The sequence below is a fragment of the Exiguobacterium sp. R-39 genome, assembly GCF_049942815.1.
Classification (GTDB): domain Bacteria; phylum Bacillota; class Bacilli; order Exiguobacteriales; family Exiguobacteriaceae; genus Exiguobacterium_A.
The window spans coordinates 2,934,969-2,947,342 of sequence record NZ_CP187965.1 but is presented as its reverse complement, the minus strand read 5'-3'; the positions used below and the strand labels follow the sequence as shown (position 1 = coordinate 2,947,342).

Here is a 12,374-nt window from a genome sequence, read left to right as displayed (position 1 = left end):
AGCGGGTTTGATGTCTTCTCATATATGTTACGTCAACCGTCGTGAAACCTCGTCAAGCGTTGGCAAAGCAACCATCGCGCCTTTGACCGAAGCGGCTAAACCTCCGGAAATCGCAGCAAAGCGGCCGATATCCTGTAATTCGTTTTCATCCCAGTCAAACGAAAACGAGCGGATGGCACATTGATGGAGGAGACCGGACATGAACGCGTCACCTGCTCCCGTCGTATCAATCGCATCGACAGAAATCGCTTGAATCTCTGCCATCGAGCGGTCGGTATAAATCAGAGAACCTTCCGCGCCACGCGTTACAGCCAGTAACCGAATCGGATATTCTGCGAGTAGTTCGGCAGCCCCTTCATCCAAATTCGTCTGGCCGGTTAAAAAGGTCAGTTCTTCCTCCGCCAGTTTCACGATTTGAGCATCCGGTAAGACGGACCGAATCGTGGAACGGGCAGCATCTAAATCAGACCATAACGATTCACGTAAATTCGGGTCGTAAGAGATCGGGACATTATTGGCTTTCGCCACTTCAATCGCCCGCCGTGTCGCTTCGACCGCATCTCCGGAAATCAAGGAGATTGATCCGATATGCAAGAGGTCCGCCTCGGCGAGTGAATCCGGAATGTCTTTTTCATGAAAACTCATGTCCGCACGATAACTGTTGATGAACTCGAATGACCGTTCACCGTCGGCTGCATTCGTAACGAGGACAAGGCCGGTCTTATGTGTCGGATCAAAAACAAGATGATCCGTCTTAACACCGTAATGATGAAGTGTATCCTTTAAAAAGTGTCCCATCGAATCGTCACCGACGGAACCAAGGAAATAACTGTCGGCGCCGAGCCGTGCTAATCCAACGGCGACATTGGCCGGTGCACCACCCGGATTTTTTTGGAACGTTACATTATCGGCATCGAGCGGTATTAAATCGATCAATGCTTCACCAAGACTATAAATTTTCATAGGAGATACCCCTTTCAAAATCTGGCCGGATCCGTTCCACGTGAAGAGCCATATAGCCGACTTCGGATTGCGGCACAGTCGTCTGTAATTCTTGTTCCAACCAGGACGCCATGTTTTCCGCACAACGGAAAGCGTCCGTATAACGGGTTTGAACAGCGGATAAGATGACGTCATCCATGTCATGTAACGTTTGCCCTTGTTCGATCCGGGCTAAGACGAGTTTCATATGGGTGAAGAACCGGTAATAGGTCATCGAGGTCGTTTCAATCGTTTGACCGAAAAAGGCTTCGATTTGTTCACGCAACTCATTTAATAACGTAGCCGTCTGGAGGGCGGTTGCCATATTAGGATGTCGTTGTCGTGCATTATACAAGTGAAGGGCGATGTTCGCAGCTTCTTCTTTCGGTAATGAAACGGCTAACTGTTGTTCAATATGGGCGACTGCCCATTCTCCAATCTGATATTCCGCTGTATACAGTAACCGGATTTCTTCCGCCAAGCGATTATGGACGACCAGTTGTTCACGGGCAAGCCGGACGGCGTGGGCGAGGTGATCGGTCAGACTGACATGAATGTAGTCATGAAAAGGTGTTTTCAGTTCGCCTTCTGCATAAGAAATGATCTGTTCCGACAAATCGATGATATCCAGTGGAGTCGTCGTCAGGATTTCCTTGAACTGTTCGGCATTTTCAAAAGACGGGATGAACATTTTTTCGATTTTCGTCGGATCAACAGGATCCTTCTTTTTTTTACCAAAAGCAATGCCGGGTCCCATGATGATCCGTTCCTGACCTTGTTCTTTTGTGACGATGGCGTTATTGTTGAGTACTTTATGAATGATCAGTCTGACTACCTCCTTTCTACTTCCATTATACGGGTTATCGGCAATCTAGGAAAACTGACAAATGCGACCCGAAGAGGATTCTCAAGGGGTCGCATCGTTTAATTAAGCAGCCAAATCCGTCTGTTTTTGTTTTCGTGCATCGAGACGCATCAAGATGACGGTAGCGACGAAGGCCGTTGCGACAGCAATTGCGAAACCAACCAAATAGTTGATCAAGTTGGAGGCGCCGAGCGGAGCGACGATGGCAATCATCGGAATACCGGTTAATCCGTAAGCGTTCGCTGCGACTTGTGTCAAGACGACATATCCGCCGCCGATCGCGCCACCAATCGCACCACCGATAAACGGTTTACCGAGTCGAAGGTTGACCCCGTAGATGACAGGTTCCGTAATCCCGAGAAATGCGGAAAAAGCAGACGGGAGAGCGAGTGCTTTGAGTTTGACGTTTTTCGTCATGAAGTAAACGGCAAGTCCTGCTCCGCCTTGGGCGACGTTTGCCATAGACCAGATAGGAAGTAAGAAGTTTTTACCGATACTCTTATCGGCAAGTAATCCCGCTTCAATCGCATGGAAACTGTGGTGCATTCCTGTGATGACGATTGTCGAGTACAGACCACCGAATAAGAGACCGGCGACGACCGAGAACTGCTCATAGAAGAAGACAAGAACAAACGAGATTCCCTTACCGAGCAACGTGCCGATTGGACCGATGACGATGAGTGCGAGGAAGCCTGTCACGAGAATCGTCACGAACGGTGTGACGAGGAGATCAAGTGTTTCTGGTGTCCGTTTACGGACTTCTTGTTCAATCTTAGCCATGACCCAAACTGTCAGAAGAACCGGGAAAACCGTTCCCTGATAGCCGATCAATTCAATGTTCATGCCGAGGAAATGCATCACTTCCGGTTCACTATTTCCGAGTGTCCACGGATTTAATAACGATGGATGGGTCATGATTCCACCGATGACGGCACCGAGGTACGGATTCGCACCGAATTCACGGGCAGCCGAGAAACCGATCAGAATCGGTAAGATGATGAAAGCGGAAGACGAGAACATATCGAGCAACTGGACGATTGGCGAATCACCGCTGACCCAGCCGAATGCCTTGATCATTCCGAGCAGTCCCATTAACAGACCGGCAGCGACGATAGCCGGAATCAGCGGTACGAAGACGTTTGATAATGAGCGGGCAAGACGGGCAAACGGATTCAATTTTTGCGAAGCTGCTTTTTTGACATCAAGCTGTTCTTCTCCGTCCGGCCTTACACCAGCGAGTGGGGCGAATTCAGCGAAGACCTTGTTGACAGTACCTGTTCCGAAGATGATTTGATACTGACCTGAACTTGAGAATGCACCACTGACACCGTCCAAGTCTTCGAGAGCAGGCTGATTCACTTTGGATTCGTCATGCAGGACGAGGCGGAGCCGTGTTGCACAATGGGCGGCCGTAATGATGTTTTCCCGGCCTCCGACGATTTCGAGGACATGTGCTGCAGTTTGTTTGTAATCCATCTTGAGTTCCTCCTTTAGGAAAGGCGTGCAGTTGCAACAAGCCACAAAAAAAGGCAAGACCGAACAGCATCTCCACGAACGAGATGCTGAATCGGTCTTGCCAGCCGTACTGTCACAATCCGCACTATTTGCTTGTTGCCCTCATCATAAGGAGAAAAGAAAGCGTTGTCAACCGTTAAATGGGTTCTTTTTGAATCGAGATATCGACTTCGACACCAAAGTGGTCAGAAACAACCGGTGCGAACACCCCGTCAAAGACGACTCCGACGCGATCGACGTCGATTTTTCGGTTCGATAAGACCAGGTCGAGACGTAATCCTTGTTGATTTTCTTCCCACCCGTCAATTTTGCCTTCGACCGTTTCAATACCAACAGTCTCTTGAGCCAACAAAAAGACGTCGTGGAGGCCGCGTTGTATCATATGGTCATAGCCGGCCTCACGTTCCAATGCATCATTGTTGAAGTCGCCTAAGAACATCGTCCATTCAAGAGGGTCCATTCGGGCAATCAAATGATCGAACTGTTCACTGAACGGCTCATCCGCATCTTCCCACCAACCGAGGTGACAGGAATTAAACGTGATTTGTGTCCCGTCGATATCGATGGTTGCCCGGACGATTTTGCGGGACTTCCAGTCCATCGTGTCCTGACTTCTGCTGACGTAATAACTGTCTGATTTTAAGATGGGGTGTTTCGTCAAAAGAGCGAGACCTTCCTCATACGCATCATATCCGATATGCGAGAAGTCCCAGACGAACGAATAGTCGAAACCTTGTTTCGCCAAGGCTTGTTGAATCAAGTAAACAAAATTATCTTCACGGATGTTGTCATAAAGGATCGGAGTATCCATCAATTGACTCACTTCCTGTAAAGCAATGACATCATAATCCTGTTGGATGATTTGTGTAACGATTTGATCGAGTTTATCGAGTTGATTGGTTTCCTGCCAAGAATGGCAATTGAGCGTAAGTAATCGCATCTGTTGATCCTCCTGTTTTTCAATAAAGAAAGGTGAAACTCAAGGAGAGCTTCACCTTTTCTTATTTACCCTAAATCATCTGGTTTATGCGCCGATTCGATCTTGGATATCTGATTTCAAGACATCCGCTTTAGGACCGTAAATAGCTTGCACGCCATTATTTTTTAGGATTAATCCAAGTGCACCATTGGATTTCCAATCAGATTCCGGTGCGACAAGACTTGGATCTTTGACCGTGACGCGCAGGCGTGTCATACAGGCATCGACTTCCTCGATGTTTGCTTGACCCCCTAATAATCCGATGATGCGTGAGGCTTGTGATTGATCGTTTGTTGCAGCCGCTTCGTTCGTAGCTTGAGTGTTATCTGAAACGACGACATCATCCAAGTAGTTTCCGTTACGGCCAGGTGTTGCATAGTTGAACTTTTTAATAACGAAACGGAATGTAAAGAAGTTCAAGAAGAAGAAGAACACACAGACACCGATGAAGCGGATCAAGTCACCGATCAGTCCCGCTTTTGCAATCAGCGGAATCCGTGTCAACAATTCAATCGCTCCGAACGCATGGATCCGGAGATGCATGACGTCAGCCAAAGCAAATGCAACACCTGTTAAGACAGCATAGACAACGTAAAGGACAGGTGCGATGAACATGAACATGAATTCGATCGGCTCCGTGACACCTGTTAAGAAAACGGCAAGACCGGCAGATAGGAAGACCGGTTTATAAGCTTTCTTTTTGTCTTCATCAACCGACATGTACATGGCAACAGCAACACCGATTAAAGAAGCCAGGGAAGTAACGACTTGTCCTTCTTTAAAACGTGCCGGGACGACACTGTTGATCAAATCGTTGTATCCTTGTGTGTTACCTGCTTGTTTTAAGTTAACGAGATCGGTAATCCAGGCGAGCCATAACGGATCTTGACCTGCGACCGTCGAACCTTGCGCTGCCCCCGTTAAAATTTTATACGTTCCACCGAGTTCCGTGTAGTTCATCGGAACCGTCAGCATGTGGTGAAGACCAAACGGTAAGAGCAGACGTTCCAGTGTTCCGTAAACGAATGGAGCAAGGATCGGTGCCGTATCGCGTGACGTCGCGATCCAGCGTCCGAAGTCATTCAATAATCCTTGGACGAATGGCCAAACGAGTGATAAAACAAACGCTGCAACGACGGATCCACCGATGACGACGAATGGAACGAATCGTTTACCGTTAAAGAATGCAAGTGCATCAGGCAACTTGCTGAAGTTATAAAATTTATTGAAGAGTACAGCTCCAAGGAAACCGGAAATGATTCCGACGAATACGCCCATGTTAAGCGCCGGAGCACCAAGGACAGAAGTGAAATAATCTTTTACAATTAAATCAGAACCAAGTAAAGACGTGACGGTTGCTTTTGGATCGGCAAGCATCGTCGAGTTGACACCGAAGATAGCACCGGTAACACGGTTGACTAAGATAAAGGCAAGTAAGGCGGCAAATGCTCCGCCGGCCCGTTCTTTTGCCCACGATCCACCGATCGCAACGGCGAACAAGACATGCAGGTTAGTAATGATGGCCCAACCTAAATCTTCAACAATTCTTGCAACCGTTTGCATAAACACGATGTCGCCACCGTACATTCCGATCAACTTCCCGATCGAGATCATGATTCCGGCAGCTGGCATGACTGCGATGACTACCATTAAAGCTTTTCCTAGCTTTTGCCAGAAATCAAATGAAATCTTGTTTTTCATGTGGTTTCACTCCTCTATGTATCTGTTATCTGTGTAATTAGTGCAAGAAATGTAAGCGATTAATGCAACCGCTTGCACCTAGAATTGTAAGCGATAACTTTTTAAAAAGCTAGTTCTTTTTTATGATTTTTTTGAAATTATATTTTAGAAAATGAATATTATGAATAGGAGAAGTGTTGAAAAATGAAAATCGGGAATAAGTTAACAGGAAAGAAAGCGGAGCGTCATGTGCTTAGAAAAAGGAGACGAAATCATGAGTGAATCGATCATTCCTCTCACGAACTATGGAGAACGAATTCGAATGTTACGGAACCGACAGGGCATGGAGCTCGAACAACTTGCGGAACTGACGGAAACGACACCTGAAATGATGAATCGGATTGAAAAAAGCCTGGCATATCCATCCTTTTCGATGATCGAACGGTTGGCAAAGGTGTTAGGTGTTCCGTACGAACATTTACTTCGGGATATCTGGTCGGCGCAAATGATTTTTCAACAAGAGGAAGATCAAAAAATCATTGATTTGCCTTCGAGTTAACGATAGAAAAAAAGGGCTGACTCAAAAGTCAGTCCTTACAAAGAAAAGGATGGCAGATTCTAATTCTGCCGCCCTTTTCTCGTTTAAACAGGAATCACTCGTTTCACGCAACTCCTACAGGAAAAAGCGCATTTTTGTGCTGTCAGAGACAAACAAGACCCGTTTTCCTGCCTGAATGAGGCAGGAAAACTGGCTTGTGTCTCGCCTGAGGAAAGGGCGTGAAAAGACGAGAGATTCCTTTTTGAGTCAGCCTCTTTTACTGTATTATCGATTATCGATGGTTTCGGGATATAAATCATGATTAAACAGACGGTGCTCTGCCATCTGTTCATATTTCGTACCCGGTTTACCGTAGTTGTAGTATGGATCAATTGAAATCCCGCCGCGTGGTGTGAATTTTCCCCATACTTCGAGGTAACGGGGTTCCATCAGTTTGACAAGATCCTTCCCGATAACGTTGATGCAGTTTTCATGGAAGTCACCATGATTACGGAAGCTGAACAGATAAAGTTTTAGTGATTTTGATTCGACCAGCTTCTCGTCCGGGATGTAAGAGATGTAGATGGTCGCAAAATCCGGTTGATTCGTAATCGGACAAAGGCTCGTAAATTCAGGTGCATTGAATTTTACGAAGTAATCATTTTCCGGGTGACGGTTCGGGAAGGCTTCAAGCACTTCCGGTTGATATTCAAAAATATACGGGACAGACTTTTGACCAAGTAAGGACAAATCGTTTAAATCTTCTGGACGCATAATTAATCTCCTTAAACGCCGCGATCGTTTGCGAAAACGAGGGCATGTAGTTGTGGAAGAACCCGTGCATGATTAAATCGTTCGTCAGTTGCGACGCGTTCCCATAAAGTTTTTAAGCCGGATAACATCCGCGGTGCAATCGTACCTTCTTCCGCAGGATCAGGATTACCGAGTGACAGATATAAGGTTTTTAAGGCGTAGCGTTCTGAAATGGCAGCAGCAAAGTCAAGATCCGCCTCATCAAAGATGACGATTTTAACGGCGCGTTGCTGTTTAGGCAATCGTTTGAAAAAGACATCAAGGCGGTCATAATCAACGGTCATGCCACTCGACGGCGGTTTCGGACTGATCGTGACGTCTTCGATATCGAGCACCCAGTTTTGCCAGTAAGAACCTTGTGTTTCGACCGACATCGTGATGCCACGGCTCTTCAGTGCGTCGACGAGTGTCCCGATTGATGCGTGTAACAAAGGGTTACCGCCGGAAATCGTGACATGACCATACGAACCGAGGGCATCGAGTTGCGTCAGGATTTCTTCTGCTGTCAGCAAATCCGGTTTTTCCGATCCGTCCCAAGTGAAGGCCGAGTCACACCAGGCACAGGAATAATCACAGCCACCCGTCCGGACGAACATCGTTTTTTGACCGATCGAACGTCCTTCACCTTGAAAGGTTGGACCAAAGATTTCAAGAACAGGAATCTTCGGTATTTTCTTCAGTTGACTCATGACTCAAGCATCCATTCCCGGCGGACTTCTGCAAAAGCAGTCGGTGTTTCATACAGTTTAACGAACTCGACACGCAGACCGCGTTCATCCGGCAGATGTTTACCGAGTGTTTCAAAAATCCAGGCCGACATGTTTTCAGCCGTTGTATTCATGTAAGGAAGCGACTCATTCAAGTAACGGTGATCGAGTAACGGTTCGAGATGCTCTTTGAAAATTTTCTTCAAATCGCCAAAGTCTAGTGTCATACCGCGGTGATCAAGGAATCCGCTGATGCCGAGATCCACGTGATACGTATGGCCGTGCAGGGCGCGGCACTTGCCATCATAGTCATACAGGTGATGGGCTGCGTCAAACGTCAATTTTTTGACGATCATGACACGTGATTTTGTATAAATAAGCGAGTCGCCGGTCGGGCGCTCGACTGTTTCGGGTGCTTCATAGTTGAATTTCATGTGTGTTGGACCTCCTCGATGTAGGCATCTAAGCCTTTTTTCCGTAATTCACAAGCAGGGCAATCGCCACAGCCGTCTCCAATGATTCCGTTGTAACACGTTAATGTCCGTTCGCGGACAAATTCAAACGCGCCGAGCGAATCAGCTAATGCCCATGTCTCTTTTTTGTCGAGCCACATGAGCGGAGTATGAATCACGAATGGATAGTCCATCGCGAGGTTAAGCGTCACATTCAGTGACTTGATGAAGGAATCACGGCAATCGGGATAACCGGAAAAGTCTGTTTCGCATACACCGGTAATGATATGGCGGATGCCACGTCCTTTAGCGAGGACGGCTGCGAAGGACAGAAACAGGTGATTTCGGCCATCTACAAAGGTAGAAGGAAGCCCGTCTTCGTTTGTCGTGATCGATTGTGAGTGGTCAGTCAGAGAATTGCTTGTCAATTGACTGAGGAGTGAGAGATCGAGCTCGTGATGTTTCACACCGAGTTCAGATGCGATTTCGCGAGCGACATCGAGTTCTGCGGCATGACGTTGCCCGTAGTTGAAGGTAACGACTTCAACTTCTGAATAGTCGGCAAGTGCCTGAAACAGGCAGGTCGTCGAATCTTGACCGCCACTGAAGACGACAAGAGCACGTTCATTTTTCATTGGATACACTTCCATTCCTAGTTTTTGTGACGGAGGAGGTTACGAACTCCGGAGACACAGTCTCAACTATTCACACTAGCAGAAGGTGACTCAAAAGTCGACTGACAATCGAGGATTTTGTAAGACAAAAAAAGCACCCTTGAACGAAAGGACGTCCAGGGGTGCGGAAATTATAACGGATAGTGGTAATAGCGTTCTTTGACGAGCAAATCACGGATGTTCGAGTCTTCTGAGATGACTTTCATCAAGCCGCCTGTTTGTGATGCATGCGCTTGAAGGGCAGCGATTTTTTGATCGGTATAGGCACTGACATCATGGATGAACGTTCCTTCACCGAGTTCGTCACGTGTATTGTTAGCGAAGGCAACCGCTAAAAATTCAGGACGCTGACTTTCGTCAATCGCACGAAGTGCCCGGACGACGGCACGTGCTGTCGCTTCGTGATCCGGATGGACAGCATATCCCGGATAAAACGAAATGACCCGTGTCGGTTGCGTTTTCGTAATCAATTGTCCGATTCGTTCAGCAAGCATCACTTCGTCTTCGAATTCGACCGTTTTGTCGCGGAGTCCCCACATTTGTAAATCGGAAATCTTCATTTTTTCAGATGCGGCAATCAGTTCGTGTTTGCGGATCGTCGCGAGCTGTTCGCGGTTCGTAAAGACAGGACGCCCCATGTTGCGTCCCATTTCACCGAGTGTCAGGCAGGCATATGTGACGGGTCCGCGGTTCTCTGCATGTTCGATAATCGTTCCAGCCGAGCTGAACGCTTCATCATCCGGGTGAGGGAAGATGACGAGGAGATGATCTTGTTCATTGTAAGCCATTATTCTACCTCCTCTGCGCCTTGCGCGAATGGAGTCGGACTGAGTTCGAAGGCAATCGCAAGGCGTCCTTCCATGTCGTGTCCGGCAATCAACAGTTGATCGCCTGCAAATTCATAATCCGTTAAGCCTTCACCGTACAACCAGCCGTGGGAGAGTTTCAGTCCGATCCGGTACGGACCGTTTCCGGTAATCAGACCACGTTCGTACGTAATCTCGGCGTTGCGGAAAAACATGCCGGCACTGTGGAACGTCGGATCCTGGTGGGTCGCGTACGCCCCGTTCGTCGTTTCGACGTGGACATAAAGTGGTGTATTGGCATGCTTGTCGATATAGTCTTGTACAGCGGTTAAATCAAGTGCTTGCATGATGAATCCCCTTTCCTATACAGAAAGAAGTCCGCGATCAGTGCGCGGACTTCTTGAGCGATTAAGACGTTACTGTTCGGTGAGCAGCATGGTCAGTCGGGCCGACATATTCATTCAGGCGGAATGAATGACGAATCGCAGAAGTGATAAACGATTTCGCTGTACGGACCGCTTGCTCCACAGAAGCTCCTTTTGCGAGTTCAGCTGTAATTGCAGCAGAGTAGGTGCATCCTGCTCCGTGCGTATACGGTGTCTCAATACGCTCGTCCTCAATTAGGATAAACTCTTTTCCGTCATAAAGCACGTCAACTGCTCGTGGGTGGTCAATCTTACTGCCACCTTTGACAAGAACGTATTGCGCGCCTTTTTCATGGATCCGTGCAGCTGCGAGCTTCATTTCATCGATGGTCGAAGGTGTTTTTCCAAGACCGGACAATTGACCTGCTTCAAAAACATTAGGGGTCACGACCGTTGCGAGCGGTGTCAAGACATCGCGTAAAGCATTCGCGGTATCGGGATTCAGAACTTCATCTTCACCTTTACACACCATGACCGGATCGATGACGACGTTTTTGACACCAGATGACTTGATTTTTTCAGCAACGACTTCAATGATTTCGACAGTCGGGAGCATACCCGTCTTCATCGCATCTACACCAATTCCTCCAAGGACCGTATGGATTTGTGTCCGGACGAGTTCGGCATCGATTGGGTAAACCGCATGGTGCCAAGAATGATCGGGATCTTGAGCGACGATGACCGTCAGTGCGTTCATCCCGTAGACTTCAAGTTCCTGGAACGTCTTCAAATCAGCTTGAATACCAGCACCGCCACTCGTGTCAGAGCCGGCAATCGTTAACGCTTTACGTTTTGTCATGTGGAATTCCTCCTAAATAAAATAAGCATATCTTCTTGCCATCAATCATAGCGAATTCTAGTCCAAGCGACAACTGCAGGGGCTCAATTGAGACAGAAAATCCCCACCTAGCTGACTAGATGGGGAATAAGATCATTTAATGAATAGGAAATCTAAGATGTAGTAGATGAGCGCCGCCACGGCCATTGAAATCGGCAATGTGATGACCCATGTAATCAACATCCGTTGTGCTGTTCCCCATTTAACACCTTTTTTCCGGTGTGATGTACCTACACCGAGAATGGCAGAAGAAATAACGTGTGTCGTTGAAACCGGTAAGTGAATGGCTGTCGCACCAAAGATGATGGCAGCAGACGTCAAGTCAGCCGCAACCCCGTTGACCGGACGGATTTTCATGATCTGTCCACCAACGGTCTTGATGATCCGCCATCCACCGACGGATGTACCTAGACCCATTGCGACCGCACACGATAGTTTAACCCAAAGTGCGACTTCGTGATCGGTTTGGAAACCGGAAGAGATGAGGGCAAGCGTGATGATACCCATCGCTTTTTGTGCATCGTTCGTTCCGTGTGTATACGATTGAAGTGCGGCTGTTGCAATTTGCATATGACGGAAACGACGATTCGTCTTCGCCAAGTTTCCTTTTTTGAAAACTACTTTAAAGATTCCATAGACGATAAATCCAAGCGTGAAGGCAAGAATCGGTGAAATGATCAGTGCCTGAACGATTTTTAGAATCCCTTTAGCTTCAATTCCGCCAAAGCCGACAGATGCGATAGCAGCACCGGCGATTGAACCGATCAGCGTGTGCGAAGAACTCGACGGAATACCGAAGTACCACGTTAAGAGGTTCCAAGCGATAGCAGAGAGTAAAGCAGCGATGACGACATAACTTCCGTGCTCAAGCGTCGACGGATCGACGATATCGCTGGAAATTGTTTTAGCAACGCCAGTAAACGTGATTGCACCTAAAAAATTCATCGTCGCGGCAAGAATGATGGCGTGACGTGGTTTCAAAGCACGAGTCGACACCGAAGTCGCAATTGAGTTCGCTGTATCGTGGAAACCATTAATGAAGTCGAAGCTAAGTGCGAGAATGACGATTATGGCGGTGATGATAAAAAGACTATCCATCTC

At 47.6% G+C, this 12,374-nt stretch carries 14 protein-coding genes; 1 reads left to right on the top strand and 13 read right to left on the bottom strand.

The features are described 5' to 3' along the window. Window positions 1–27: 27 nt before the first annotated feature. The 5 genes from ACP26N_RS15390 to ACP26N_RS15370 form a co-directional block, all read right to left on the bottom strand. Window positions 28–963, bottom strand: a complete 936-nt coding sequence (locus ACP26N_RS15390) for a carbohydrate kinase family protein (protein WP_131973512.1) — start codon at window positions 961–963, stop codon at window positions 28–30. Beyond that, window positions 950–1,801: a PRD domain-containing protein gene (locus ACP26N_RS15385; protein WP_426355421.1), complete on the bottom strand. Its 852-nt coding sequence runs from the start codon at window positions 1,799–1,801 to the stop codon at window positions 950–952. The genes ACP26N_RS15390 and ACP26N_RS15385 overlap by 14 nt, the downstream gene beginning before the upstream one ends. A gap of 108 nt (window positions 1,802–1,909) precedes the next feature. After that, on the bottom strand, window positions 1,910–3,322 hold the full coding sequence (locus ACP26N_RS15380) for a sucrose-specific PTS transporter subunit IIBC (protein ID WP_426354303.1): 1,413 nt from the start codon (window positions 3,320–3,322) through the stop codon (window positions 1,910–1,912). A gap of 175 nt (window positions 3,323–3,497) precedes the next feature. Further along, complete coding sequence (locus ACP26N_RS15375) at window positions 3,498–4,301, bottom strand: endonuclease/exonuclease/phosphatase family protein (protein WP_131503522.1); 804 nt, start codon at window positions 4,299–4,301, stop codon at window positions 3,498–3,500. 84 nt (window positions 4,302–4,385) lie between these two features. Then, window positions 4,386–6,041 (bottom strand): PTS transporter subunit IIBC, encoded by a 1,656-nt coding sequence (locus ACP26N_RS15370; RefSeq protein WP_131503521.1) that lies wholly within the window; start codon window positions 6,039–6,041, stop codon window positions 4,386–4,388. 253 nt (window positions 6,042–6,294) lie between these two features. Here ACP26N_RS15370 and ACP26N_RS15365 point away from each other — a divergent pair, with 253 nt between their 5' ends. Continuing rightward, complete coding sequence (locus ACP26N_RS15365; protein ID WP_131503520.1) at window positions 6,295–6,579, top strand: helix-turn-helix domain-containing protein; 285 nt, start codon at window positions 6,295–6,297, stop codon at window positions 6,577–6,579. A 264-nt stretch (window positions 6,580–6,843) separates the two neighbouring features. Here ACP26N_RS15365 and queF read toward each other — a convergent pair whose 3' ends face one another. The 8 genes from queF to ACP26N_RS15325 all read right to left on the bottom strand — a co-directional run bounded on the left by queF (window position 6,844) and on the right by ACP26N_RS15325 (window position 12,371). Continuing rightward, a complete protein-coding gene (gene queF, locus ACP26N_RS15360; RefSeq protein ID WP_012371770.1) occupies window positions 6,844–7,332 on the bottom strand; it encodes a preQ(1) synthase in 489 nt (162 codons plus the stop codon). Window positions 7,333–7,343: 11 nt separating this feature from the next. Beyond that, window positions 7,344–8,060 carry a 7-carboxy-7-deazaguanine synthase QueE gene (gene queE, locus ACP26N_RS15355; RefSeq protein WP_131503519.1) on the bottom strand — a complete coding sequence of 239 codons (717 nt, stop codon included), beginning with the start codon at window positions 8,058–8,060 and terminating at the stop codon, window positions 7,344–7,346. Further along, window positions 8,057–8,512, bottom strand: coding sequence for a 6-carboxytetrahydropterin synthase QueD (gene queD, locus ACP26N_RS15350; RefSeq protein WP_012371768.1), 456 nt, complete (start codon window positions 8,510–8,512; stop codon window positions 8,057–8,059). The genes queE and queD overlap by 4 nt, the downstream gene beginning before the upstream one ends. Continuing rightward, on the bottom strand, window positions 8,509–9,165 hold the full coding sequence (gene queC, locus ACP26N_RS15345) for a 7-cyano-7-deazaguanine synthase QueC (RefSeq protein ID WP_026827150.1): 657 nt from the start codon (window positions 9,163–9,165) through the stop codon (window positions 8,509–8,511). Before queC ends, queD begins: the two co-directional genes overlap by 4 nt. Before the next feature lie 170 nt (window positions 9,166–9,335). Continuing rightward, window positions 9,336–9,992: a bacillithiol biosynthesis deacetylase BshB2 gene (bshB2, locus tag ACP26N_RS15340; RefSeq protein ID WP_131503517.1), complete on the bottom strand. Its 657-nt coding sequence runs from the start codon at window positions 9,990–9,992 to the stop codon at window positions 9,336–9,338. Further along, entirely contained in the window at window positions 9,992–10,357 is a 366-nt protein-coding gene (locus tag ACP26N_RS15335; RefSeq protein WP_131503516.1) for a YojF family protein, read from the bottom strand. The genes bshB2 and ACP26N_RS15335 overlap by 1 nt, the downstream gene beginning before the upstream one ends. A gap of 61 nt (window positions 10,358–10,418) precedes the next feature. Then, window positions 10,419–11,234, bottom strand: a complete 816-nt coding sequence (locus ACP26N_RS15330) for a bifunctional hydroxymethylpyrimidine kinase/phosphomethylpyrimidine kinase (RefSeq protein ID WP_026827153.1) — start codon at window positions 11,232–11,234, stop codon at window positions 10,419–10,421. Between the two features lie 132 nt (window positions 11,235–11,366). Beyond that, window positions 11,367–12,371: an inorganic phosphate transporter gene (locus tag ACP26N_RS15325; protein ID WP_026827154.1), complete on the bottom strand. Its 1,005-nt coding sequence runs from the start codon at window positions 12,369–12,371 to the stop codon at window positions 11,367–11,369. Window positions 12,372–12,374 lie beyond the last annotated feature (3 nt).